The organism is Actinoplanes rectilineatus, assembly GCF_000962825.1.
Classification (GTDB): domain Bacteria; phylum Actinomycetota; class Actinomycetes; order Mycobacteriales; family Micromonosporaceae; genus Actinoplanes; species Actinoplanes rectilineatus.
Window position 1 is genome coordinate 93,948 of sequence record NZ_JZKF01000002.1, and the last position, 24,650, is coordinate 118,597.

Sequence of the window (24,650 nt, forward strand, 5' to 3'; positions counted from 1 at the left end):
CTGGGGATGGGCGAAAGAGAGCGCTCTCGAAGGGAATTCTCGTCCGTCGATGCCTAATCGTCAACAAACTTCACTGAATGCGGTGGAGGCGGTCCCGCAGGTACGGGGCGAGCGCCCGGGCGAGCTGCCGGCAGGACACCCGGTCACCCTGCCGGACGGCGACGCTCAGGGCCGCGAGCAGGTTCGGGCACTCGGCGTCGAACCAGGCGAGCGCCTCGGCCACGGCGATCGGTGGCGGAAGCGGGCCGCCCCGGGGGACCAGCACCGCGGACGCCACCAGCGCCGAGTCCCGGTAGTGGTCGACCGCGCGCCGGACGACCAGCTCCCGGACGGCCGGGGCGTCGTGGCGGTCGGCGAGCTCGGTCGCGTACGCGCGCAGCAGGTCGTGGAACCGGAACCGGCCCGGCCGGTGCTCGCGGATCAGGTGCGCGGCGACGAGCTGGTGCAGCGAGCGCCGGACGATGTCCGGAGCGGTGGCGGACAAGCCGGCCGCGGCGGCCACCGTGACGTCCGGTCCGGGGTGCAGGGCGAGGTGGCGGAACAGCGTGGCCGTGGCGTCCGGCAGATGCCGGTAGGACCAGGAGAGGACGGTACGCGGATCGCGGCTGACACCGGCCGCCGCGAACGCGTCGAGGCGGCCCGCGCCGGTCAGCTCCCGGGCGATGGCGGCCAGCGGGAACGAGGGGTTGGCGGCGATCCGGGCGGCGACCACGGCCAGGGCCAGCGGCAGACCGTCGCAGGCGGCGACGATCGCCCGCGTCGCGCCGGGATCGGCGGCGGCCCGCGTCCCGCCGATCCGCCGGGTCAGCTGGTCGTGGGCATCCACGGCGGCCAGCGGAGCCAGGCCGACCGGGTACGCGTGATGCGTGGTCACCAGGTCGGTGAGCAGGACCCGGCTGGTGATCAGCACCGCGCAGCCGGCACCCCCGGGGATCAGGTCCCGGACCTGGGCGGCGTCGCGGGCGTTGTCCAGGACGATCAGCACTCGTTGCCCGGTCAGCAGGCTGCGCAGCAGTGCGGCCCGGTCGGGGATGCCGGACGGCAACGCGCCGGCCGGGGTGCCGAGAGCGGTGAGCATGCTGCGGAGCGCGTCCGCGGCCGGCACCGGTTCGGCGGCCGGATCGAATCCGCGCAGGTCGAGATGGAGCTGCCCGTCCGGGAAGTCGTCCCGGTGCTCGTGGGCCCAGTGGACCGCGAGCGCCGTCTTGCCCACACCGCCCATTCCGGTGATCACCGCGACCGGCACCGTGCCGGCCGACGCCCGGACCAGGGCGGTCAGTTCGTCCTGTTCCCGCTGCCGTCCGGTGAAGACGGCCGGCCGGGACGGCAGCTGCGCCGGCCGCGTCCGGTGCCCGCCGGTCCCGGCCCGCAGCACCTCCCGGCGCTGGCTCAGGATCGCCTGTTCCAACGTGGTCAGGACCGGAGCCGGGTCGAGGCCGAGCTCGTCGCCGATCAGGTGGCGGTGCCGGCGCAGCACGTCGAGCGCGTCGGGTTCCCGCCCGGCGGCCCACAGCGCGAGCGCGGCCAGGCGGCAGCCCTCGGTGCGCAGCGGCTCGTCGTGGACCAGCTGCCGCGCCTCCAGCAGCGCCTCGGTGTGCTCGCCGATCCGCAGCGCGGCCCGGATCGCGTGTTCGCGGGCGAGCAGGTGCAACTCGTCGAGCCGGGTCGCCTCCGGGGCGGCCCAGGGTTCGTCGCGGGCCTCGCCGAAGACCGGCCCACGCCACCAGCGCAGGATGCCGGTCAGCTCCGGGCGGGCCTGCTCGGCCGGCAGTGCGCGGGCCCGGGTCAGCGACTGTTCGAAGCGCCAGGCGTCCACCGCCTCCTCCGGCAGGCGTACCGCGTAACCGGTGGCCCGGCGCACCAGGACGGACGCCGGTCCGCGCCGGGGCCGGCGGGGTTCCAGCACCCGCCGCAGGTTGGACACGTAGGTCTGCAGCGACACGACCGGCCGGGCCGGCGGGCGGCCCCGCCACAGGTCCTCGACCAGCCGGTCGGTCGACACCGCCGTGCCCCGGGCGGCGAGCAGGATCCCCAGGAAGGCCCGCTGCTGGCGCCGCCCGAGGTCCACCGGCCGGCCGCCGACCTCGGCCTCGATCGGCCCCAGCATGCGGACGCCGACCGCCGGGTGCGGTGGTCCGGGCCAAGTTTCCGTCAAGTGCCCGCTCACATCATGGGGTCTCCCGTCCGGGGAGAGCTGATGTCGATGCCGCTGCCGCGGGCAGGGTGGGCGCCTGTCGTGGCCGGTGCCGGCACCGGCCGGCCCGGCATCCGGTCCCGCGGTCGCGGGACGAGAGGCGATAGGCGAATTCATGAGTTCAGTGCTCCTGCCGGTGGTCGCCGTCCAGGCGATGTGGAAGCGCCACCGCACGGTGGCGATCCCGGTGGCTGACGGCCCGGCGTCGGGCGTCGTCCCGGGCCGGGACGACCTGCGCCCGCTCCGGGTGGTCGTGCTGGGTGACTCGGTGGCCGCCGGGTACGGCGTGGCCACCCACGACGAGGGTTTCGGCGGCTCGCTGGCCCGTGACCTCGCCGAGCGCACCGGCCGGCCGGTGGCCTGGAGCGCGGTCGGCCGGTACGGCGCCACGTCGCGCCGCATCCGGCACCGGATCCTGCCGCTGATCGTCGAACGGGCCGACGTCGCGGTGCTCCTCGCCGGCCCCAACGACGTGCTCGGCGACCGGCCGCCCCAGGAGTGGGCCGAGCACCTGGGCGTCATCGTCGACGACCTGGCCCGCCGTGCCGAGCAGGTGATGGTGGCCGGGATCCCGCCCTTCGATCACCTGCCGTGCATGCCCCGGATCCTCGGCCGGCACCTGGCGCGGCGGGCGGTCGTCCTGGACCGGGCCGCGCGGCAGGTCTGTGCCGAACGCCCGTCGGTGACCTGGGTGGACGGCGAACTGCTGCTGCCGTTCGTCCCCGAGTACTTCGCGGCCGACGGGTTCCACCCCTCGGCGCCCGGTTACCGCCGATGGGCGGCCGCGGTGGCGGGAGCGATCCCGGCGACCGCGGGCCTGCACCGGAGCGACCGGTCAGGGTGAGAAACCCGCCGGGAATGTCCGTCTTCATCACGGCGGAAGCTTAGGGAGGCGACCCCGGCGAGCGGCATACGTCGCGTGACGTATCTACCGGTCCGGGGGCACCAGATCCCGCAACTGGGCACGGGACGTGACACCCAGTTTCGGATACGCCTTGTACAGGTGGGTCGACACCGTGCGGGCGGACAGGAACAGGGAGGCGCCGATCTCCCGGTTCGTCATCCCGGTGGCGGCCAGCCGGACGACCTCGCGTTCCTGGCCGGTCAGGCTCGACCAGGCCGACGGCACCACCCCGGGCGCGGTGACCCCCGCCGCCCGCAGCTCGGTGGCGGCGAAATCAGCCCACGGGAGTGCTCCCATGCGTACGAAAGCGGCGGAGGCCGATGACAACGCGGCGCGAGCGTCCCGCGACCGTTGGCGGCGGCGCAGCCAGGCGCCGTACTCCAGCTGGGCGCAGGCGAGTTCGAACGGCCACTCGGCGGCGGCCGGATCGGTGGTCGCGGCCAGGTGCAGCGGCTCGGCGTCGTCCCCGGCGAGCTGCGCCCGCGCCCGGGCCAGCTGCAGGCGCAGCCGGGGACCGGCACCGGCCAGCCGTTCTCCGGCGAGCGCGACGACCGGCCGCAGCTGGTCGCCGACCCCGGCCCGTACCCCGGTGACGACGTAGAAACCCAGCTCCCGGTACGACATGTGCGGGTGAAACGGCTCGCCGTCCGGGCCGAAGAGCGGGCGCAGCGCCTCCCACGCCCGCTGCGCGTCCCGCTCGGCGAACGCGAGATAGGCGCTGGTGACCAGGTCGGTCACCGTCGGCACCCGGAACTCGGTGGTCTCGGCGGTGAGCTGCGCCTTCTTCTCCATCGTACGAGCGAGAGCGATCTGCCCGCGGACGGCGGCGACCCGCGCACCCACCCCGTGACCGTGCTCGCCGGCGAACGCGTGCCGCACGGTGCCGGCCAGATCGACCATCACCCGGCCGGTCTGCTCGGCCGCGTCGAAGTCCCCGACGTCGAGCTGCACCTGGGCCAGCGCCATCAGCACGTTGGTCATGTTGGCCGGCCCGCCCTGGCGCATCAACGCGATCGCCCGGCCCAGCCGGGTCAGGGCGGTCCGGGAGTCGTCGAGCAGCCAGGCCGCGGCGCCCAGCATCATCTCGACACTGGCCACCCAGGTCGGTGCCCCGTCCGGCGTCGGCGCGGTGCGGACCAGGTCGAGGACGTCGAGCGGCCGGCTCAGCGGGTCGGCGCCCACCCGGATCCAGGCCCGGGCGGCGGCGACGGCCTCGGTGTGCCGCTCGGTGATCGCGTCGTAGCGTTCCATCCACTGCCGGACGACGGACTCGTCGGCACCGCGGCGGTAGGCCAGCACCGCCAGCGTGGTGAGCGAGTTCCAGCCCCAGCCGGGGTCCTCGTCGAGCAGCACCCGCAGCGCGTCGAGCACCGCCCGCCAGGCGTCGCGCTGCCGGTTGGTCTGCGAGATCGCGTACGCGACCAGATGCGCGGCCACCGCACGGGTCGTCGCGGTCCGGGCGGTGTGGCTCAGCGGCCCGGCCAACTGGATGATCCACTCGAAGGCGCCGCCACCGGCCGCCATCCAGCTCGCCCGCAGGACCCGCCGCTCCCGGTCGTCACGGTCCGGGCTGAGCTCGGCCGACCGGATCAGCAGCCGGACGGCCTCGGCGTACGCCCCCCGCCGCTCCGCCCGGTCGGCGACCTCCGCCAGCGCGGCCGCGACCGTCTCGTCCGTGACGACGGTGGCCTCGGCCAGATGCCACACCCGGCGGTCCGGGTCGTCCCGGTAGGCGTCGGCGAGCTGCCGGTGCGCGCGGACCCGGTCCTGGGCGGTGCCCAGCTGGTAGGCGGCGGACCGGGCCAGCGGGTGCTGGAACCGCACCGTCCGGCCGGCGATCACGACCAGGCCGGCCGCTTCGGCCGGAGCGAGCCGTTCCAGCAGAACCTCCGGCGCGAGCACCCGCCCGACCGTCCGCAGATCGCCGTCCCCGGCCGCTGCCAGCAGCAGGGCCTGCCGGGTGCCGTCCGGCAGCACCCGGAGACGGTCGGCGAAGGCCAGCTCGACGCTGGTCGGCTCGGCGTCGGCGGCCGCTGCCCGGCCCAGCTCCAGCAGGGCCAGCGGGTTGCCGGCGGCCCGGTCCAGGAGCCGGGGCAGGGCGGTGCCCGGCAGCCGCACCCCGGCCTGCTCCAGCAGACGGGCCGCGTCCTGCTCGTCCAGTGGGGCGAGCGCGACGGTGGGCAGGCCGGCCAGAGCGGGCGGGACCTCGCCGTCCCGGCAGGCGGCGAGGAACGACACCCCCGTGCCGGACAGCCGCCGGGCCAGGAACCCCAGGACGGACAGCGAGGTGTCGTCGGCCCACTGGGCGTCGTCAAGGACGATCACCAGCGGACCGGCCTCGGCCTCGGCCTCCAGCCACGACAGCACGTCGAGCCGCAGGCGCAACGGATGCGGCGGATCGTCCACGATGTCGGCCAGCAGGCGTTCGTCGGTGACGAGACCGGCGAGCACCGCGTACGGAAGACGACTGTCGCTCACCACGCCGGTGGTGTGCAGGGCCCGGCCGCGCGCCGCCCGGACCGCGTCGAGGACAGCGGTCTTGCCGGCGCCGGGGAGGCCGGTCAGCACGGCTGCGGCGCCCGTACCGTCGAGCAGGTCCGACAGGCTGCGCAGCGTCTGCCGGCGGCCGATGAGCATCCGGGCATCCTACGGCGGCCCCCTCGGCATCCGGTAAACGTGCCGCGACCCTGCCCTTGCTCCGGCGGGCCTCCCCTCAACGATCCCACCGGGCAGCTCCGTTGCGGGTGGCGGCGGGTCAGCGGGTGATCTGCAGGAGGCGGGCCGCGGTCGCCGCCACCCGGCTGCGTTCCCCGTCGTCCGGCAGGTCGTCCGGCGGGACGACGGCGGCGAGCAGTTCCGCCTCCGCGGCCACCGCGCCGGCGCACCGCCGCAGCGCGGCCGCCAGGACGGGGGAGGTCAGCATCGCCTCCGCCGCGGGCAGCAGACCGTCCGCGTAGTCCGGGTTGCCGTACCCCCAGTAGTCCCGGGCCCAGGGGAGGAGACCGCCCGCGAAGCTGTCGAGGATGTAGCGGTCCGCCGTCATCGTGCTCAGGGAACCGGTCTCCCGCACCAGGTCGTGTTCCGTGGTGAGCAGGTACGTCCGCAGCATCGGGGCCGCCTCCCAGAGCACCGACCGGGCCGCCCGGACCTCGTCGGGCGCCAGCCCCGAGTCGGGGAGCACCAGCGTGTCGACCAGCTCGCCCGGCTCCAGCCACGAGGGGTCCCGGGTCATCCCGGCCATGTCCCGCCGGACCAGCGGGCCGGCGAAGCGGCGCAGCATGCCGATCAGGGCGGGCGTGCCGGTGAGCCGGTGCAGGACCCGGATCGTCAGCGGGTCCTGCAGGAGATCGTCGCCGCGCGCCAGCATGTCCTCCATGACCGCGATCCCGCGGCGTACCACCGGAACGTCACCGCGTTCGGAGGCCGCCTCCATCACCGGGTGCATGTAGGCGCCGGAGAGGTACGAGTAGGCGCTGATACCGCCGTCGTCGCCGCTGTCGTAGTCCAGCCATTCGTTCTGCGTCTGCAGCAGGTGCTCCCGGCACTCCGGGAGCACCGCCCACAGGTAATCACGGATGCCGAAGTAGGTGGGAACGATCATGGGCACACCCTGCCATCCGGGAGCCCGAGACTCGACCGGATGACGGTGCTCCGGTGGTGTCCCACCGGAGCACCGTCGGTCATCGACCGGTCTTGGGCAGATCGAACTGGTCGGCGGCGCGACAGTCCTTGTGATTGCCGATAGCGGCCGGACCCAGCTCCTTGATGACGTCGCGGGCCTGTTCCCGGCCGAGGTTCCACGCGTACCAGGGGTCGGGTTCCAACAGATCCTCGGCGATCCAGCTGAGCGTGCACCGGCGTACCGGATCGGGCAGCTCCGCCAGAGCCGGGGTCGCGTCGGCGGAGAGCGCCCGCAGATACCAGGCGTCGATCTTGCCGGAGCCCTCGTAACGGGCCGCGTTACGGCTGGCCACGTAGCCCTCCGGGTCGAGGACGGCGAGACCGAGCAGCATCAGCACGGCGAGCCCGACGGTGGTGCTCGGGATCCACTTGCCGCGCCACGTGATCCCGGCGAGCGCGATCAGCACGAAGACCACACCGAGCAGCATCTCGGAGGCCATCACGAAGATCCGCTCACCGGTGAAGCTGTAGACCCGCTGGTACTCCCACATCCGGGACAGGGCGGAAGCCACGATCACGACACTCAGACCACAGAGCAGACCGAGGAGTACGCGCAGAAGGACCCGTTCACCCTGCTGGTCCCGCTTCGCCCAGCGAGCCAGTCCCGCGATCAGCGCCAGCGACAACAGCGTGACCGCGACCAGCTGCCAGAACCCGCTCCGGGCGTACTGCGAGTAGCTGAGCCCGGCGGTCTCCAGCACGTGCCGGCTCCCGCCGAACAGCACGGTGAACTGGACCGCGACGAAACCGCCGAAGAGCAGTACCAGCGCGGCGCCGGCCGGCGCCCACTCGAGCAGACCGAACCGGCCCTTACCCTCGGTGTCCAGACTCGACGTCGTGGGCGGGGCGCTCAGCGTGTAGATGCCGGAGACGGCGAGCAGGGCACCCGCCACCGCCAGGATGATCCACTGGAAGATCGAGCCGATGTCGAAGTCCGGGACGGCGTCGTCGAGCAGCGCGGAGAACGCGACGTCGGCGGAGGAGAGCAGCGCGCCGAAGACGAACAGCACCACGACGGTGAGCGCGACCGAGAAGAGGATCCGCCCGGTGATCCCCGGGTTGCGGCCCTCCCGGAAGTGCCGGCGGACCCACGGGATGCCGGCGAACGCCGCCCACGGCGCGGCGAACAGGCTGAACAGGATCGACCGGACCTGCCGGCCGCCGACGATCGCCAGCGCGGTGCAGCCGATCGCGCCGAGCACGCTGAACGTGACCAGCCACCACGCGTTGCGGAACGCCGGGACGAGCAGCAGGGCGAGCGCGGCCGCGGCCCAGCCGGACCGGATCAGCCGCTCGGTGCGCGGCAGGTCCTTCGCGGTGCGGACCGCGAACCCGACGCCGAGGGTGAGCACCAGCCAGCCGAGGAACCAGCCGATACCGACCCGGTCCAGCGGCAGGAAGATCAGGAAGCCGAGGGCACCGGCGAGCACCCCGGCCGGGACGGCCCAGCCCTGGGCGTCCTTCGGGCCGGGCCAGTTCTTCTTGCGGAACGTCTGCCAGGTGGACGGCGGCTGCTCGTACATGCCGAACGGGCGGACCGGGCGTTGGGCGGCCGGCGGGTGCGGCCGTTGGTGCGGTGCCGGTTGCGGGCGCGACACCGGAGCCGCCGCTTTCGGCGCAGGCGCGGACTCCGGCTCGGGGGCCGGCGTCGGTGCCGTTGCCGGAGTCGCTGTCACCGCCGGGGCGGTGACAGTCGGCCTGGCTGCGGGCTTCGCAGGCTGCTCCGCGGGTTCCTTGACGGCCGGCGTCGCGGCCGGCTTCTCGGGCGGCTGTGCGGGCAGCTTCGCGGCCGGCTTCTCGGGCGGCTGTGCGGGCTGCTTCGCGGGTGGCTGTGCGGGCTGCTTCGCGGGTGGGGAAGCAACCGCCGACTGGACCGGAACCATCGGCACGAACAGGGCATAGCCCCGCGTCCCGGAGGGGATCTGGACCGGGATCGCCCACGCCGTCTCGCCCTCCGCCCCCGGCCAGACCATCGACGGGATCGCGTCGGTAGGGGGCATGACCAGCAGCTGGGGCGCCGGTGCCGGGGTGGCGGGAACGTCGTGGTCCGCATCCGGGGGAGTGGTCTCCGCCGGATCGGGCTGCGCTGGTGGCAGGTCCGCCACTGCACCCTCCTAGGTAGCTCGGTTCGCACACTGTAGGCCGTGCGTACGGCAATTTCTACGCTGGGACGGGTCCGTATCGCCGCGACGTTCGGACGGAATGGCACGGATGCGGGAGGTCCGGCGCCGCGGCCGTGGGGTGGGACACCACCGGAGGCGGCTGGGCGACGGCGATACGGTGTGCCGGTGAGGCCGGCGGAGGTGGTCGCCAAGTCGACGACGATCCTGCCGGCGTCGGCCGACGCCGCACGCCCGGTCACACTGCGCCGGCTGCTGGCGACCCTCGGGCCGTTCGCGCTGCGCCTGGTCGCGGGCGGCGACGACCTGCTGGACCGGCCGGTCGGGGAACCCCTGGTGTACGGGCCGGGCGAACCCCTGCAGGACGCCGGTGACGCCGTCGTGCTGCTCACCGGCAGCAACCTCGGCGAGTCCGGGCTCCGCTCGTGCCTGCACCGGCTGGCCGACGAGGGCGGCCGGGTGATCGTCCTCAAGTCCTGGGGGCAGGATCTCGGCACCGCCGCCGAGGTGGCCCGCGATCGTGGGCTGACCCTGCTGTGCACCCCGGACGAGATGGCCTGGCGGCACCTCGACGCACTGCTCACCGCCGCCCGGCTGGCCGGCGCCACGGTCGGCGAGACGGCCGCCGGCGCGACCCGCGGTGACCTGTTCAGCCTGGCCAACGCGATCGCCGCCTCCCTCGGCGGACCGGTGACGATCGAGGAGACGTCCGGGCGGATCATGGCGTACTCGAACCTGCCGGGTCAGGAGATCGACGAGATCCGCCGGCTGGCCATCCTCGGCCGGCAGACCCCGGACCGGCCCGGCAACGCGGTGGAGTACCAGGCGATCCTGCACGCGCCGGGGCCGGTGCTGTTCGAGAGTTCGCATCCCGCGTACGCGTCGCGGATGGCGATTGCGGTCCGCGCCGGGCACCAGGTGCTCGGCGTCATCTTCGTGCTGTGCGACCGGCCGCAGCTGGTCGACGACGCCGACCGGGTGCTGCTGGACGCGGCCCGCACCACGGCGCTGCACCTGCTGAGTCTGCGCGGCTCACCGGATCCGGGGCGGGCCCGGCGCGGGGAGGCGCTGCGCGGGCTGCTCGCCGGGACCCTCGACGCCGGTGCGGCGTCGGCGGCGATGGCCCTGCCGGTCGACGGGGCGGTGGTACTCGCCGTCGTCCGGCCCGCGCCCGGGACGCAGTTGCGGGCCGTCGCGGCGGCCCGGGTCGCCGACCTGGTGGCGCTGCACGGCGAGTACTGGCATGCCGGGGCGGTCTCCGTACTCGACGGCGGTGACCTGCTGCTTCTGCTGCCGACGTCCGGTCGCCCCGAGGGCCGGCCGGCCCACGAGCGGCTGGCGGCGCGGCTGCGCAAGCTCGGCGCCGACCTGTCCACCGCCGCCCGCCGCGCGGCCGACGTCGAACTGCTGATCGGATTCGGTCCGGTGGTGCGGGGACTGGACGGGGCACGGCGGTCCCGGGAACTCGCCGACCGGGTGCTGGCGGTGTCCGGAACCGGGGTGGCGACGATCGAGGACACCCGGACCGCGGTCGTGCTGGCGTTGCGCGGCGCCGGCCCGGCCGACGACGAGGACCTGCGGCTGTGGCCGGTGCGGGCGGTGCTGGAGCACGACGCGGCGCACGGCACCGACTACGCGACGACCCTGCTGACGTACCTCGGGGCGTTCGGGAACATCGTGGCCACCGCGCAGGCCCTCATGATCCACGAAAACACCGCCCGCTACCGGGTACGCCGCCTGACCGACGTGTTCGGTGTGGACTTCGGCGCCGGCGACGAGACGCTGGTGATGTGGCTGCAACTGCGGGACGCCGTGACGGCCCTGTCGCCGGCGACAAGCCCGGCCCCGGAGATCGGGATCTGACGACAACCGGCGGGACCGGTCCGGCGCCTAGCCTGGTCGCATGCTCACCCATGCGGAATACGCCTGGACCGGCGGCGACGCCGGCCTGGCACGTCTCGTCGAGGACCATCCCTGGGTGACGATGGCCAGCGCGACCTCCGCCGGTCTCGTCGTCTCCCACCTGCCCGTGCTCGTCGAAGCCGCCGGCCCGGGCGTCACCGTGCTGGGCCATCTGCCGGTCACCGACGCCGAACGGCACGAACTCGGCACCGCCGAGACGGTGCTGATCGTGCAGGGGCCGCACGGGTACATCAGCGCGAGCTGGTACGCCGGCGGCCCGTACGTGTCGACGTGGAACTTCGTGGTGGCGCACCTGCACGGCCGTCCCGTGCGTCTCGGGCCGGACGACACCTTCGAGGTGCTGCGCCGCACCCAGGACCACTTCGAGTCGGCCCGCCCGGAGCCGTACCTGCTGGAGCGGGTCCCCGCGTACGCCCGGCGGCTGGCCCCGCACGTGGTGGGTTTCCGCCTGGTCCCGGACCGGGTCGAGGCGAAGGTGAAGTTGAGCCAGGACAAGCCGGCCGTCGACGTCGACGGCGTGCTGCGCGGCCTGGAGGATCCCGCGGACGTGCACGCCGACCCGGCGCTGGCGGCCGCGATGCGTCTGGTGAGGGAGAACCGATGAGTGGCACCGAGTCCGTGATCCTGCGCGGCGGACGGTACGGCCTGGGCGGCCCGGTCCGCGACATCCTGGTCGAGGGCGGCGTGGTGGCGGCCGTCGCACCGGCCGGTGAGCTGTCCGGCGCCGCGGTGCTGTCGCTCGACGACGCGACCGTGCTGCCCGGCCTGGTCGACACCCACGTCCACGTCGAACAGTGGGTGATCCACGAACGCAGCGTCGACCTGGCCGCGGCCACCGGTCCCGGGCACGCCGCCCGGCTGCTGCGCGAGCACGCCGCCGGGAACGGACTCCTCTTCGGGCGGGATCTCGTACCGGCGCTGTGGGACGAGCCGCCGCACAAGAGCCACCTGGACGCGGCGCTCGGCGACGTCCCGGTCGTGGTCCGCAGCATCGACCTGCACACCACCTGGTTCAGCAGCGCGGCGCTGGCCCTGATCGGCGAGGCCGGCCATCCCACCGGGGTGCTGCGCGAGACCGAGTCGATCGAGGCCAATGCCCGGGTCGGTGAGCTGCTGCCGGCCGCCGAGGTGGACGGGTGGGTGGCCGCCGCCCTCGCCCGGCTACCCGCCCGGGGACTGACCGGTCTGGTCGACCTGGAGTACGGCGACAACCTGGCCGCCTGGCGCCGGCGGGCGCTGTCCCCGGTCCGGGTGCACGCCGGGATCTGGACGCCGTGGCTGGACGCGGCCATCGCCGAGGGGCGCCGCACCGGTGACGTCCTGGAAGACACCGGCGGGCGGGTGCACGTCGGCCCGTACAAGATCGTCAGTGACGGTTCGCTGAACACCCGGACCGCCTGGTGCGCCGACCCCTACCCGGACCACTCGCACGGACTGTGCCTGGTCGGCGGGGACGAGCTGCGTGCGCTGATGCGCAAGGCGTCGGCGGCCGGACTGTCGCCGGCCGTGCACGCCATCGGCGACCGGGCCAACACCGAGGTGCTCGACGCGTTCGAGGAGATCGGCTGCGGTGGGCGGATCGAACACGCGCAGCTGGTCGGCGTCGAGGACATGCCGCGGTTCGCCCGGATCGGGGTGATCGCCTCGGTACAGCCGCAGCACGCGGTCACCGACCGGGACGTCGCCGACCGGCACTGGGCCGGGCGCACCGGCCGGGCTTTCGCCTACCGGTCGCTGCACGACGCGGGGGCCCGCCTCGAACTCGGCTCGGACGCGCCGGTCAGCCCCCTCGAACCGTGGCACGCCATCGCCGACGCGGTGTACCGCCGCGACGACGAGCGCGCGCCGTGGCACCCGGAGCAGGCCCTGCCGGTCGACGTCGCGATCACCGCGGCCTGTGGTGGCCGGTCCGTGCCCGCCGTCGGCGCGGTGGCCGACCTGACCGTGGTCGCCGGCGATCCGCTGGTGGCCACGGAGACCGGGCTGCGGCGTACCCCCGTCATCGCGACCCTGGTAGCCGGTGCCTTCACCCACCGGAGTTCATGATCGCTGACCGTGCCCAGGACAGGCGGCGCCGGGCCAGCGTGGCGAGCAGCGCGGCGTGCTCGTCCAGGCGGGAGTCGTCGAAGACGGCACGATCCGAGTGCATCGGACCGGACGTGCCGTCTTCCGGCTGGACACCGAGGAAGATCAGGGTGCCGGGGACCTCGTCCAGCACGTACGCGAAATCCTCCGAAGCCATGCCCGGGAAGGGCAACCGGACCACCCGGTCGCCGTAACGCTCGTCGAGCAGCGCGAGAACCCGCGCGGTCTCGGCCGGGTCGTTGACGGTGACCGGGTACGACTCGACGAACTCGGTGGCGACCGTGCAGCCGTGCGCCGCCCCGATCGCGGTCACCAGCTTCGGCAGTTCGGTACGGATCAGTGCCAGGGTCTGCCGGGACAGGGCCCGGACGTTCGCCTCCAGACTCACCGTGGTGGCCAGTACGTTGCTCGCCGGCGAGTCGGAGGAGAGCCGGGTCACCGAGATCACCGCGGGGTCCGAGACCGGGATCCGGCGTGCGGTGAACGACTGGATCGCCAGGATGATCTCGGCGGCCACCGGCACCGGGTCGACGGAGTCCTGGGGGAGCGCCGCGTGTCCGCCGGTGCCGGTCACCCGGACCCGCAGCGCGTTGGCGCTCGACATGATCGGCCCCGGCCGGGTGACCACGTGGCCGGCCGGCGTCACGCAGTCCACGTGCACGGCGTAGGCGGCGACCGGGCGTTCGCCGGCCGCGTCGAGCACGCCTTCCTCGATCATCAGCTTGCCGCCGGCGAAGCCCTCCTCGCCCGGCTGGAACATGAACACCACCGTGCCGGGCAGGCCGGCCAGGATCCGGGCCGCCCCGACCAGGCCGGCCATGTGCAGGTCGTGGCCGCAGGCGTGCATCGCGCCGTTGACCGACGCGTACGGCAGGCCGGTCGCCTCGGTGACCGGCAGGCCGTCCATGTCGGAGCGCAGCAGCACGACCGGTCCGGGCCGCCCGCCGCGCAGCACCGCGGTCACCGAGGACAGGCCGCGGCCGGTCGTGATCTCCAGGCCGAGACCGTCGAGGGCGTCCAGGATCGCCCGTTGGGTGCGGGGCAGGTCCAGCCCGACCTCGGGATGGCCGTGCAGCGCGCGGCGCAGGCCGGCGAGGCCGGTCATGCGACCCGGGCCCGGGTGCGCTCGCCCAGCCGGGCCAGCGGTCCGGCGGCCTTGACCGACACCTTGATGGTGGGGGTCTCGGTGTATGTCACCGGCGTCTCCAGGATGTCGACCACGGTGACCTGCAGCGGGTCGGCACCGGCCTGGATCGCCTTCGCGACGGCGGCCTCGGATGCCTGCGCGATCGCCGCCTCGCGGTCGTCGAGCCGGCTGATCTGGTCGGCGCGGCCGCCGGCGAGCGAGATGGCGGCGCCCACCGCGTTGGCGACGTCGCCGTGGGCGGGCCGCACCACCGGGCCGGCGCCGGGCAGGTCGTCGGGGACCAGGAACCCGCCGCCGCCGACCACGACCAGGGGTATGTCGGCGCGGCCCAGCGAGAGCCGTTCGACCGCGTCCGCCAGCCGAACCCGGGCCTGGGCCAGGGCGGTCCGCAGCGCCGTCCGGAGGTGCGGCGGCAAGTCGCCGAGGGTGCGGCCGTCGATCGATGCCCCGGCGAGGGCGGCCGCGTCGGTGAGGGTCGGTGTGTCACCGCCGAACAGCAGGGCCTCGGTGGCGATGCGGTACCCGACCGAGCCCGGTCCGGCGGTGCCGGTCGCCGGGTCCACGGTGGTGCCGCCGCCGATTCCCAGGCTCAGTACGTCCGGCATCCGGAAGTTCGTCCGCACCCCGCCGATCTCCCGGGGCAGGGTGGACTCGCGGGGGAAGCCGTTGACGACGACACCCAGGTCCGAGGTGGTGCCGCCGACGTCGATGATGATCGCGTTGTCGGCGCCGGAGAGCGCCGCCGCACCCCGGATCGAGTTGGCCGGCCCGGAGCCGATGGTGAGCACCGGGTACTGGGCGGCGTAGTCGAGCGACATCAGCGTGCCGTCGTTCTGCGCGAAGAAGGTGACCGCGTCCAGGCCCTCCTCGGCGACCACGGTGACCAGCGCCTCGGTCACCGACCGGGCCACGCTGTAGAGCGCCGCGTTGAGGATCGTCGCGTTCTCCCGTTCGAGCAGCCCGGTCGGCCCGATGTCCTGGCTGAGGAACACCCGGGCGTCCGGGCCGAGGTGCTCGCGGATCAGGTCGGCGACCGCGAGTTCCTGCTCCGGCGACGACGGGCTGAAGATGCCGGTGACGGCGACCGCGTCGAACGCGCCGAGGCCGTCCAGGAACCGCCGGATGCCGTCGCGGTCCAGCGGCGCGATCGGGGTGCCGTCGACCATGTGGCCGCCGCCGACCATGGCGGAGCCCGCGAGCACCAGCTCGGCCAGCCCGCGGGGCCAGCCGAGCAGCGGCGGGTACTCGGTCGCGGCCGGCGCGCCCAGCCTGATCGCCGCGACCCGGTCGAGCTGCCGGCGGGCGACGATCGCGTTCGTCGCGTGCGTGGTGCCGAGCATGACCCGGGAGACCCGGGACCGGTCCTCGCCCAGGGCGGCGAGAACCGCCACGATGCCGGCTCGGATGCCGCCGGTCACGTCGTCGGTGGTCGCCTGCTTGGTGGCGGCGAGCACCCGGCCCGTGCCGTCGATGACGACGGCGTCGGTGTTCGTGCCGCCGACGTCGACGCCGAGGGAGAGATCGCGCATGGCGCTCATCGAGTGGGTCCTCCGAACGGGATGTAGGGCAGGTCGTAGCCGAAGGCCCGGGGGCCGGCGAGTTCCAGGCCGCGCGGCGTGCGCCAGATCGGGTCGCAGGCCCAGGCGAGGACCGAGACGCGCTGGCCGTACCGGAGCATCTCGGTGGTGATCGCGTGGCCGGTCTCGGCGTCGATGATCGTCACGTTGTCGGGGACGCTGACGAGCACCTCGCCGTCCTCGAGCACTACCAGGTTCTCGTTCTGCAGTTCCAGGCGCTGCAGCCGGCCGGCGTCGGTGCCGGTCCCGGCGACGGTCACCGAGCCGCGGGCGAAACCGCCCTCGGTCCGCCGGTCCAGGTCGACGACCTTGCCGGTGAGCAGGATGGATCCGCCGAGTTCGGCGGCGACCGCGGCGACCGGGTCGGACGAGGAGAGCAGCGCGTGACCGACCCGGACGGCGGCGCTCACCGTGCCCTCGACGACCGCGCCCCGCGCGGTGTCCGCGGTCAGCGGGTAGTGGACGCCGAGGCAGATGGAGCCGCTCGCGACGGTGAGGGCGCGGGCGTGTCGTTCCAGCCAGTGCAGGTCGACTGTCTTGATCACCGACACGTTGCCGACCACGTCGCTGAGGACGGAGAAGTCGCAGGGGACACCGGCGACGTTCATCGACACCATCGCGGCGTTGGGGAAGGCCCGTCCCATCGCGTCGGCGTCGAGGAGTTTCAGGCCGAGGCGGGCGGCCCAGCCGACCGGGGCGACGCCGTTGCTCCCGCCGATCTCGGCGGCCATCAGTGTGGTGATGGGCCGGCCGGCGACCGCCTCGGCCTCCCGGACCAGCAGGTCGATCTGGTGGCGGGAGGAGAGCATCTCGATGCCGACGGTCGGGGCGCCGATGCCCGACATCAGGATGACCAGATCGTCCGGGCCCAGGTCGTCGACGGTCACCAGCGGGACCGGCCCGTGGGCCAGCAGTGCTTCCTCGGCAAGGACCTGGGAGGTGTAGACCGCGCCACCGCCCCCGGTGCCGAAGATCGCGGTGCCGGCGGCGAGGGCCGCCACGTCCGGGGCCGAGACAGCGGAGAGCCGATCTGTGTGAGCCATGGCCTTACGCTACGACCGGTCGCACCCCTCACATATGGTTCGATGATCCAGAGAATCGCGTCATACTGTGCCGATGGCACAAACGACGATCGTCAATCTCGCCGAGCAGGGTGAGCGTCTCCGCATCGGTCACCGCGCCGGTCCGGTCGACGACCGTGTGGTCGCCCGGGTCACCGTGGTGCCCCTCGACCTGATGAACACGGTGGCGGGCGGCACCCTGGTGATCGTCCCCGGTGCCGAGCCGCCGGCGCCGTACCGGCTGGACGTGGCGTTGCGGCAGGCCGGCGCGCGGGAGGTGGCCGGCATCGTCTTCACCACCGAGGTCACCCTGCCCGCGACGGCACTGCTGCTCGCCGACCGCGGCGGGGTCCCGGTCTTCGCGGCGCCCGGCGCGGACCCGGCCGGGCTGGCGCTCTCCGTCGACCGGCTGCTCTCCGGCGGCGCCTCCGAGGCGATCATGCGGGCCACCCACGCGATCGAGAAGGCGGTGGAGGCGGCGGCCGGCCCCGACAGCACACCGGAGGTGATCCTGGCGGCGGCCAACCGGGCGCTCGGCACCGAACTCGTCCTGGTCGAGGACCCCTCGGTGGCCTGGTCGGCGGCGGATGCGGTCTGCGTGGGTGAGGTGCCGATCGGGCGGCTCGCCGGGTCCGAGTCCGATCCGGCGGTGCCGGTGGCCCGGCCGGTGATCGCCTCGCTGCTGTCGCGGGCCGCCCAGCGCCGGAACAGCGACCGGTTCGCGCCCACCCGGTCCCGGGCCGACCTGATCGTCGAGCTGGTCCTCGCCGAGTCCGCCCGGGTCGAGGGGTTCGCCGGCCGGGCGGCGCGGCTCGGCCTGCCCCTGCAGCTCTCGCACGCCGCGGGCTGGCTGATCCCCACCAACCTGGTCGTCCCGGACACCCGGGCGCCGCGCAGCGTGCAGCCCGCCATCGAGCTTTTCGCGCTGCAGCTGGTCGAGGATCGGGAGGAGATGTGGCACGTCGCCTTCGTCCAGGACGACCTGATCCTGGTCGGCACCGAGGAGCACGGCGCCGGCGACCACCAGCGCCGGCTGCGCGAGGTGGCGGAGCGCATCCAGGAGTACGCGCGCACCCTGGCCGGGCCGGAGTGGGCGTACACCCTGGGTCTGGGCACGCCGCAGCTCGGGGCGAACGGCCTGCGGTCCTCCGCGGCGGAGGCACGACTCGCCGCCGAGTCGGCGATCGCGGCCGGGCGGCGCGGCGGGGTGGAGCTCACCGACGTGACCGGCCTGCGCCGGGTGCTGCTGGACGTCTACGCCTCACCGGTGAGCCGCGGCCTGCTGGCCGACATCCTGCTCCCGCTCGACGCGCTCGGTCCGGAGCGCGCGCACACGTCGATCCTGACCCTGCGGGCCTATCTCGCGCACCGCAACTCGCTGGCGCACGCGGGCCGGGAGCTCAACCTGCACCCGAACGCCGTCGGGTACCGCCTCAAACGGGTCCGTGAGGTCCTCCAGCTCGACCTGGACGACCCCGACACGCGGTTCGCCCTGGAACTCGCGTGCCGGGTACGGCTGTTAGGCGCCGGCCGGCGCCAGTAGAGCCCGGTCCGCGACCCGGGCCAGGACCCGGACGAAGTCCGGCCACAGCTCGCGGGGCACGTCGTGGCCCATCTCCTCGTAGATGTGCACCTCGGAGCCGGGCAGCAGCTCACCGGCGGCCACCGCGGCCCGCCAGTGCAGCAACTGATCGTGCCGGCCGTGGATGATCGCGGCCGGCACGGTGACCGCGCCCAGCCGGTCGCGGCGCTCCAACGGGCCGCGCAGCATCGCGTTCCACTGCCGGATCAGCCCGTCCGGCCGGTAGATCCGGTCGTAGTACCGGGCGGCCAGCACCGCCGACTCGTCCGCGTCGAACGGAAATCCGGGCGACTGGAGTCGCCGCTGACCGCCGACGAACATCGTGATGTAGGCGTCCCGGTCGAGCAGTTCGGGCGCCGTGGTCACCGGCTGCCCGTCGCCGTGCTCGCCGACCAGGAACTCCGGCGCGCTCGACGGCGACGTCGCGATCAGCCCGAGACTCGCGACCCGCTCCGGGTGTTCGAGCGCGACCTGCTGCACGATGTAGCCGCCCAGCGACATGCCGGTCAGATGCGCCCGGGCGACCCCGAGGTGGTCCAGCAGCGCGACGACGTCACCCGCCATGTCGTCGATGTCGTACGTGGCCGCGAGGTCACCGGGCCCGCCGGTCTGCTGGGACAGCCCGACGTCGCGGTTGTCCGGGCGTACCACGAGGAATCCGGCGTCGACGAGCAGCGCGACGAAGTCGTCGTGCCAGCCGATCAGCTGGGCGCCGCCGCCGTGCACCAGCACGAGCGGCCGGCCGGATGCCGGGCCGTCGGTCTCGTAGTGCACCGCGATGCCGTCGGGCGTGGTGAAGCGGGGCATCAGTGATCCTTCCCGGCCAGGTCGAGTGGTTGTCCCATGACGGGAACCGCGTGCAGCAGTTCCCGGGTGTACGGGTCGGACGGAGCGGCCAGCACGGTGTCCGCCGGGCCCTGCTCGACGACGCGGCCGGCCCGCATGACGGCGACGTCGTCGCTCACGTACCGGACGACCGCCAGGTTGTGCGAGATGAACAGCATGGTCAGGTCGAGGGCGGACCGCAGTTCGCGCAGCAGGTTGAGGACCACCCCCTGGACGCTCACGTCGAGCGCCGAGGTGATCTCGTCGGCGATGAGCACCGCCGGTTCCGCGGCCAGCGCCCGGGCGATGGTGATCCGCTGCCGCTGACCGCCGGAGAACCGGGCCGGGCGTTCGCCGGCCCGGCCCGGATCGATGTGCACCAGGCCGAGGAGTTCCCGGACCCGGGCCTCCTTCTCGGCGCGGCTGAACCGGCGGCCGGTGGCGAGGAGACCCTCGGCGACCGAGGTGCCGACCGGCATCCGCGGGTCGAGCGCGGCGAGCGGATCCTGGAACACCAGCTGGACGCGGCGCCGGGCGAGCCGGGCCGCCCGGGACCGGCTGGTCAGGTCGACGCCGTCGAGCCGGACGGCGCCCAGCCCGGCGTGTTCCAGGCCGACCGCGACGCGGGCCATCGTCGACTTGCCGGAACCGGATTCGCCGACGAGCCCCAGCGTGGTGCCGGAGCGCACGGTCAGCGAGGCGTCGTCGACGGCGGTGTGCGCCGCCCGCCCGCGCCCGAACCGGACCGTCACGTGGTCGAACTCGAGGGTGCTCACACCGGGACCTCCTCGTCGGCTGCCACCCCGATGACCGGCAGGGGCCGGTCCCGGTCGGTTGTCATGTCCGGCACGCAGGCGATCAGACCCCGGGTGTACGGGTGCCGCGCCTCGTCCAGCCGGTCCGCGTCGAGGCGCTCCACCACGACGCCGTCGCGCATCACCACGACCCGGTCGCAGAAGCCGCTGACCAGGGCGATGTCGTGGGAGATCAGCAGGATGGCGGCGCCGGTCCGGAGCCGGGCGTCGTGCAGCGCGTGCAGCACCTGGCGCTGCACGGTCACGTCCAGGGCGGTGGTCGGCTCGTCGGCGACGATCAGGCGCGGCGACCCCATCAGCCCCATCGCGATCATGGCCCGTTGCCGCATGCCGCCGGAGAACTCGTGCGGCAGCTGCCGGATGCGCCGCAGCGGCTCCGGGATGCGGACCAGAGCCAGCGCCTCCAGCGCCCGCCGGGTGGCGGCGCCGCGGCCCAACCCGCCGTGCACCTCGCTGACCTCGGTGAGCTGACGTCCGACGGTGAGCGACGGATTGAGCGAGGAGAGCGGATCCTGGAAGATCATCGCCTGTTCCAGGCCCAGCCGACGGCGTTGCGCCGCCGAGAACCGGCCGCGCATGTCGATGCCGTCGAAGCTGAGCTGCCCGGCCGCGACCTGTGCCTCCGGGCCGAGCAGCCCGGCGATCGCCATCGCGGTCACCGACTTGCCCGACCCGGACTCGCCGACGACACCCACCACCTCGCCGGGCCGGATCGTCAGGTCGACGCCGTGCACCCGCTCGACCAGGGAGCCGTCGCCGGCGGGGAAGGAGACCCGCAGATCCGTCACGGTGACCAGGGCGTCCCCGTCCGGTGCGGCGGCGTCCCCGGCGCGGATCACCGCGCGGGACGGGACGGTCCGCGGACGGTCCTCGCTGAGCAGTTCGCCGAGCAGCGCGAACAGCACACCGGTCAGTACGATCGCGATGCCCGGACCGATCGCCGCCATCGGTTCCAGGTAGATGCTCCGGGCGCCCTCGTTGAGCAGCCGCCCCCAGTCGTACTCCGGTGCCTGCACGCCGAGGCCGAGGAAGGACAGCGCGGCGAACGAGAGCAGGGTGACCGAGGCGTGCGCGGCGGTGTTCACCACCAGCGGCGGCAGGATGTTCGGCAGCACGTGCAGCATGGCGGTCCGCACCGGCGAACTGCCGAGCAGCCGGGCCGCGCGGACGTAGTCGGTGTTCGCCACCGAGGACGCGAGCGTCGCGACGAGCCGGGCGAAGACCGGGATGCCCGCGAACCCGATGGCGAGCATCGCACCGGTGGCCGTCGTCCCCCAGATCACCGAGAAGAAGAGCGCGAGCAGCAGCCACGGGAACGACAGCAGGATGTCGATGAACGCCGTGACCAGCCGGCGGAGCGGCCGGGGCAGCACCGCCGCGGTCACACCGAGCGTCACCCCGCCCGCCACCGAGATGCCGACCGCGCCCAGGGTGAGCAGCACCGACAGCCGGGTCGCCACGATCACCCGGGCGAACAGGTCACGGCCGAGGTTGTCGGTGCCGAACAGGTGGGCGAGGCTCGCCGGCAGCTGCCGGTCGGGGATGTTCCGGGTGGACGCGGCATCACCGAACACGGCCGGCCCGAGGACCGTGGCGGCCACCACGACGGTCAGGCCCAGCAGCACGGCGAGGCCCTGCGGGGTACGGAGAAGACGTCGAGTCATGATCAGGCCTCCGCGATCGTCGAGCGGGGATCGAGGATCACCAGGGCGAGATCGATGAGCAGGTTCGTGCCGAGGACGAGCAGCGCGTACACGATGACCACGCCCTGGATGAGCGGATAGTCGCGCGCCGTGATCGACGAGACGATCGTCGACCCGATGCCGGGGACCGTGAACACCGTCTCGATCAGCACCGTCCCGGCGACCAGCCCGACCAGCACCACCCCGCCCGCGGTCAGTGTGGCCGCGACGATGTTCGGCAGCGCGTGCCGCAGATGGATCAGCCGGCCGGGGAGCCGCTTGCTGCGGGCGGTCGTCAGGTACGGCGCGTCGAGGACCCGCAGCATCTCGATGTGCACGATGCGGGCCAGATAGGCCAGCGGGCCGATCGCCAGGGCCAGGACCGGGAGCACCGCCTGGCTCGGCGTGCCCCAGCCGGCCGGCGGGAAGGCGCCCAGGCCGATGCTGAGCGTCGCGATGAACAGCACCGCGAGCAGGAAGTTCGGGATGGCGATCAGGACACCCAGCAGTCCGGAGACCGCGAGGTCGAGACCCCGGTGCCGGGCGCCCCGCGCGGAGACCGCCGTCGCGACCCCCAGCGGGAACGCCCCGACCACGGCCACCAGCAGGGCGGCGACCGCGATGGTCAGGGTCGTCGGCAGACGCTCGGCGAGCATCTCGGCGACCGGCCGCTGCGAGGTGATCGACATGCCGAGATCACCGTGCAGCAGCCCGCCGGCGTACGCGGTGAACCGGTCCACCAGCGGCTGGTCCAGACCCAGTTGCGCGCGCAGCGCCGCCACGGTGGCGACCGGGGCCGTCGGGCCGAGCGCGGCCCGCACCGGGTCACCCGGCACGAGCTGCACCATGAGGAAGGCCGCCACGAACACGATGACGAACGAGACCGCCGCGCGGGCCAGCCTGTGCAACACGAAGATGGACCGTCCGGCGGCCTTCTCGAGGAGGGGAGCGGAGGTGAGCACGCTCGGCGGCGTCGTCACGTCAGCCCAGCATCCGGATGCTGGTCGGCTGGATCGAGCCGACGACCTCGGCGGTCGCCCCGGCGAAGAAGATCGGCGACTCGGTCTGCCCCAGCGGGTACGCGTCGACCCGGTCGATCAGCTCCTTCTCGGCGCTCTGCCACAGGTCGCAGGCCGCCGCCGAGTCGGTGGCGGTGAACGCCTGCTGGGCCAGCGTGTTGTAGGCCTCGTTGCGCACGGCCATGAAGTTGTAGCCGCCGTCCTCGCTGGTCTTGCCGAGGAAGAAGAGGCTGAGCACGACCGGCGTTCCGGGGGCCAGCTGGATGAAACCGGTGTCCCAGTCGTACGACTGGTAGAGGTCCGCGGACCAACCGGCCGGGTCCTCGGCGACCAGTTCGGTGGCGACGCCGATCTCCTTCCACTCGGCCTGGATCTCCTCGGCGCCGGCCGCGTGGCTGGGGGTCCCCGCGTCGTACAGGAACCGGATGGTCAGCGGCTTGCCGTCCTTCGCCCGCATGCCGTCCGGGCCGGCGAGGTAGCCGGCCTCGTCGAGCAGCGCGGCCGCCTTCGCCCGGTCGGTGGCCGGCAGCGTCCACTTCGGGCCGCCCGCGACGCACAGCAGCGGGGTCTGCACCACCAGCGACGTCATCGCGAGGTAGTTGCCGTCGGTCACGACCTCACCGACCGCCTGCCGGTCGAGCGCCAGCGTGAGCGCCTGACGGACCCGCACGTCGGCGGTGGGCCGGTCGGCCCGCTCGTTGAAGAGCATCTCGCCGATCGGGTTCGGCACCCCCGCCGAGGTGAGGCCGGAGGCGGTCAGGCGGGTCCGGTCGGCGCCGGCGATCCCGGCCGCGTTCAGGCCACCGGAGAGGAGCAGGTTCGCGGCGGTGGACTCGTCGGTCACCACCTTGCCGATCACCTTGTCGGGCAGGCCCTCGGTGCTGCTGGTGACGCCGGGCGGGCCCCACGTGTGGTCGGTGCGTTTGGTGTACTCGTACTCGGTGCCGGCCTTCACCGAGGTCAGCTTGAACAGCGCGGTGCCGTCGGTGCTGTCCTTGAGCGAGTCGGGATCGTCGAGTCCGGCCTGGCAGACCATCTCGACCGAGCCGGTGGACGCGAGCAGGAACGGGTTGTTCGTCTTACTGGTGATCGTCAGCTTGTTGCCGTCGGCGGTGGCCGACATGTCCGCGGTGATGTTGGAACCGTGCCAGAACGTGCCGTTCTTCGCGTCGGCCTGGTAGGTGATGTTCGCGGCCGCCGTCGTGGCACTGAACGGGCTGCCGTCCGAGCAGGTAACCCCGTCCTTCAGGGTGTAGGTGATCGTGGTCGGCGTCTCGGTCCAGCTCGCGGCGAGCCACGGCTGGAACTCGCCGGCGGGGGTGGTGTGGACCAGCGACTCGTACGCGTACGGGACGAGCGCACGTTGCACGAGCGACACGCCGGTCAGGGGGGAGAGGCTGCCCGGGTCGTCGTTGAGCGCCACGGAGAACGTGCCGCCCGAGACGAAGCCGGCGGACTCGGGTGGTGCGGTCGCCCCGCCGCAGGCGGCGACGGTCACCGCCGTTATCGCTGCCGAGGCGGCCACTGCGGACGCCCGGGTGTGCTTCATGGCCATATCTGTCGTCCTTCGTTCGATGCGATGAGGAGCGGGCAGAGGGGAGCCGTTTCGCTGAGGACGTGGGTCGGCGCCGATGCCTCGGAGCCATGATTCGAGGCTATGAAGCACGGATGCGCCCGACAATGTTTCGACAATGCAAAGAAATAGCCGGTCCTGTGCTGGGAGCACAGAACGCGGCTGGGCGGTTGGGACGGTGCGGGTGGGTCAGGCGGGTGGCCAGTTGCGGACGGCGGCGTCGGCGAGCTGCTGCAACTCCTCGCGGGTCGCGCCGGCTGAGGCCTGCACGGCGAGACCATCCGCGGTGGCCATCAGGTAACGGGCGAGCAGGTCGGTGTCGGTGCCCTCGGGCAGGTCGCCGGCGTCCGGCCGACCATGAACGGGCCGGCCGGGGGAGCAGGCTACCGTGCTGGTCGGGTCGCCGTGACCCGGAACCGTGCTGGTCGGGTCGCCGCGATCCGGAACCGTGCTGAGGAGCAA

General features: G+C 73.6%; 18 protein-coding genes. 5 read left to right on the top strand and 13 right to left on the bottom strand.

Annotated elements, in window-relative coordinates; translation table 11 throughout:
- Positions 1–70 precede the first annotated feature (70 nt).
- A complete protein-coding gene (locus tag WH85_RS01685) occupies positions 71–2,107 on the bottom strand; it encodes an AfsR/SARP family transcriptional regulator (RefSeq protein ID WP_052720081.1) in 2,037 nt (678 codons plus the stop codon).
- Positions 2,108–2,309: 202 nt separating this feature from the next.
- On the opposite strand from WH85_RS01685, the gene WH85_RS01690 reads away from it, so the two are divergent.
- Positions 2,310–3,038 (top strand): SGNH/GDSL hydrolase family protein, encoded by a 729-nt coding sequence (locus tag WH85_RS01690; protein ID WP_045739826.1) that lies wholly within the window; start codon positions 2,310–2,312, stop codon positions 3,036–3,038.
- A gap of 84 nt (positions 3,039–3,122) precedes the next feature.
- Here the strand turns inward: WH85_RS01690 and WH85_RS01695 are convergent, their stop codons facing one another.
- The 3 genes from WH85_RS01695 to WH85_RS01705 form a co-directional block, all read right to left on the bottom strand.
- Entirely contained in the window at positions 3,123–5,735 is a 2,613-nt protein-coding gene (locus WH85_RS01695) for a helix-turn-helix transcriptional regulator (protein ID WP_045739827.1), read from the bottom strand.
- A gap of 118 nt (positions 5,736–5,853) precedes the next feature.
- Entirely contained in the window at positions 5,854–6,699 is an 846-nt protein-coding gene (locus tag WH85_RS01700) for a hypothetical protein (RefSeq protein WP_045739828.1), read from the bottom strand.
- Positions 6,700–6,778: 79 nt separating this feature from the next.
- Positions 6,779–8,884, bottom strand: a complete 2,106-nt coding sequence (locus WH85_RS01705) for a DUF4153 domain-containing protein (protein ID WP_045739829.1) — start codon at positions 8,882–8,884, stop codon at positions 6,779–6,781.
- Positions 8,885–9,067: 183 nt separating this feature from the next.
- On the opposite strand from WH85_RS01705, the gene WH85_RS01710 reads away from it, so the two are divergent.
- Genes WH85_RS01710 through WH85_RS01720 form a run of 3 tightly spaced genes read left to right on the top strand, consistent with a single transcriptional unit; the run spans position 9,068 to position 12,868 of the window.
- On the top strand, positions 9,068–10,762 hold the full coding sequence (locus WH85_RS01710) for a PucR family transcriptional regulator (RefSeq protein WP_157410685.1): 1,695 nt from the start codon (positions 9,068–9,070) through the stop codon (positions 10,760–10,762).
- A gap of 40 nt (positions 10,763–10,802) precedes the next feature.
- The gene (locus WH85_RS01715) at positions 10,803–11,426 is read left to right on the top strand and encodes an FMN-binding negative transcriptional regulator (protein ID WP_045739831.1); all 624 of its coding nucleotides are present in this window, start codon (positions 10,803–10,805) and stop codon (positions 11,424–11,426) included.
- The gene (locus WH85_RS01720) at positions 11,423–12,868 is read left to right on the top strand and encodes an amidohydrolase (RefSeq protein ID WP_045739832.1); all 1,446 of its coding nucleotides are present in this window, start codon (positions 11,423–11,425) and stop codon (positions 12,866–12,868) included. Before WH85_RS01715 ends, WH85_RS01720 begins: the two co-directional genes overlap by 4 nt.
- On the opposite strand, the gene WH85_RS01725 is transcribed toward WH85_RS01720, so the two are convergent.
- From WH85_RS01725 to WH85_RS01735, 3 genes are read right to left on the bottom strand one after another with little or no spacing between them, the layout of a single operon-like run.
- Positions 12,849–14,012 (bottom strand): M20 metallopeptidase family protein, encoded by a 1,164-nt coding sequence (locus tag WH85_RS01725; RefSeq protein WP_045739833.1) that lies wholly within the window; start codon positions 14,010–14,012, stop codon positions 12,849–12,851. The genes WH85_RS01720 and WH85_RS01725 overlap by 20 nt on opposite strands.
- Positions 14,009–15,592: a hydantoinase/oxoprolinase N-terminal domain-containing protein gene (locus WH85_RS01730; protein ID WP_052720082.1), complete on the bottom strand. Its 1,584-nt coding sequence runs from the start codon at positions 15,590–15,592 to the stop codon at positions 14,009–14,011. The genes WH85_RS01725 and WH85_RS01730 overlap by 4 nt, the downstream gene beginning before the upstream one ends.
- Positions 15,589–16,674 carry an S-methyl thiohydantoin desulfurase family protein gene (locus WH85_RS01735; protein WP_045739834.1) on the bottom strand — a complete coding sequence of 362 codons (1,086 nt, stop codon included), beginning with the start codon at positions 16,672–16,674 and terminating at the stop codon, positions 15,589–15,591. The genes WH85_RS01730 and WH85_RS01735 overlap by 4 nt, the downstream gene beginning before the upstream one ends.
- Before the next feature lie 73 nt (positions 16,675–16,747).
- On the opposite strand from WH85_RS01735, the gene WH85_RS01740 reads away from it, so the two are divergent.
- The gene (locus WH85_RS01740; RefSeq protein WP_045739835.1) at positions 16,748–18,235 is read left to right on the top strand and encodes a helix-turn-helix domain-containing protein; all 1,488 of its coding nucleotides are present in this window, start codon (positions 16,748–16,750) and stop codon (positions 18,233–18,235) included.
- Here WH85_RS01740 and WH85_RS01745 read toward each other — a convergent pair.
- From WH85_RS01745 to WH85_RS52145, 6 genes are all read right to left on the bottom strand, one after another.
- On the bottom strand, positions 18,212–19,081 hold the full coding sequence (locus WH85_RS01745) for an alpha/beta fold hydrolase (protein ID WP_045739836.1): 870 nt from the start codon (positions 19,079–19,081) through the stop codon (positions 18,212–18,214). The two genes, WH85_RS01740 and WH85_RS01745, sit on opposite strands and share 24 nt — an antisense overlap.
- The gene (locus WH85_RS51460; RefSeq protein WP_045739837.1) at positions 19,081–19,875 is read right to left on the bottom strand and encodes an ABC transporter ATP-binding protein; all 795 of its coding nucleotides are present in this window, start codon (positions 19,873–19,875) and stop codon (positions 19,081–19,083) included. The genes WH85_RS01745 and WH85_RS51460 overlap by 1 nt, the downstream gene beginning before the upstream one ends.
- The gene (locus tag WH85_RS51465) at positions 19,872–21,578 is read right to left on the bottom strand and encodes a dipeptide/oligopeptide/nickel ABC transporter permease/ATP-binding protein (RefSeq protein ID WP_052720083.1); all 1,707 of its coding nucleotides are present in this window, start codon (positions 21,576–21,578) and stop codon (positions 19,872–19,874) included. Before WH85_RS51465 ends, WH85_RS51460 begins: the two co-directional genes overlap by 4 nt.
- 2 nt (positions 21,579–21,580) lie before the next feature.
- Positions 21,581–22,576 (bottom strand): ABC transporter permease, encoded by a 996-nt coding sequence (locus tag WH85_RS01760; protein ID WP_245673777.1) that lies wholly within the window; start codon positions 22,574–22,576, stop codon positions 21,581–21,583.
- 1 nt (position 22,577) lies between these two features.
- Positions 22,578–24,170, bottom strand: a complete 1,593-nt coding sequence (locus tag WH85_RS01765) for an ABC transporter substrate-binding protein (RefSeq protein ID WP_245673778.1) — start codon at positions 24,168–24,170, stop codon at positions 22,578–22,580.
- Between the two features lie 207 nt (positions 24,171–24,377).
- The gene (locus tag WH85_RS52145) at positions 24,378–24,650 is read right to left on the bottom strand and encodes a hypothetical protein (RefSeq protein ID WP_045739838.1); all 273 of its coding nucleotides are present in this window, start codon (positions 24,648–24,650) and stop codon (positions 24,378–24,380) included.

Coding starts and splice junctions, on each gene's coding strand:
- WH85_RS01740 (WP_045739835.1), top strand. CDS start 16,748: ATGGCACAAACGACGATCGTCAATCTCGCCGAGCAGGGTGAGCGTCTC.
- WH85_RS01695 (WP_045739827.1), bottom strand. CDS start 5,735: ATGCTCATCGGCCGCCGGCAGACGCTGCGCAGCCTGTCGGACCTGCTC.
- WH85_RS01730 (WP_052720082.1), bottom strand. CDS start 15,592: ATGAGCGCCATGCGCGATCTCTCCCTCGGCGTCGACGTCGGCGGCACG.
- WH85_RS01720 (WP_045739832.1), top strand. CDS start 11,423: ATGAGTGGCACCGAGTCCGTGATCCTGCGCGGCGGACGGTACGGCCTG.
- WH85_RS01735 (WP_045739834.1), bottom strand. CDS start 16,674: ATGGCTCACACAGATCGGCTCTCCGCTGTCTCGGCCCCGGACGTGGCG.
- WH85_RS51465 (WP_052720083.1), bottom strand. CDS start 21,578: ATGACTCGACGTCTTCTCCGTACCCCGCAGGGCCTCGCCGTGCTGCTG.
- WH85_RS01715 (WP_045739831.1), top strand. CDS start 10,803: ATGCTCACCCATGCGGAATACGCCTGGACCGGCGGCGACGCCGGCCTG.
- WH85_RS01690 (WP_045739826.1), top strand. CDS start 2,310: ATGAGTTCAGTGCTCCTGCCGGTGGTCGCCGTCCAGGCGATGTGGAAG.
- WH85_RS01700 (WP_045739828.1), bottom strand. CDS start 6,699: ATGATCGTTCCCACCTACTTCGGCATCCGTGATTACCTGTGGGCGGTG.
- WH85_RS01765 (WP_245673778.1), bottom strand. CDS start 24,170: ATGGCCATGAAGCACACCCGGGCGTCCGCAGTGGCCGCCTCGGCAGCG.
- WH85_RS01725 (WP_045739833.1), bottom strand. CDS start 14,012: ATGACCGGCCTCGCCGGCCTGCGCCGCGCGCTGCACGGCCATCCCGAG.
- WH85_RS01685 (WP_052720081.1), bottom strand. CDS start 2,107: ATGCTGGGGCCGATCGAGGCCGAGGTCGGCGGCCGGCCGGTGGACCTC.
- WH85_RS01745 (WP_045739836.1), bottom strand. CDS start 19,081: ATGCCCCGCTTCACCACGCCCGACGGCATCGCGGTGCACTACGAGACC.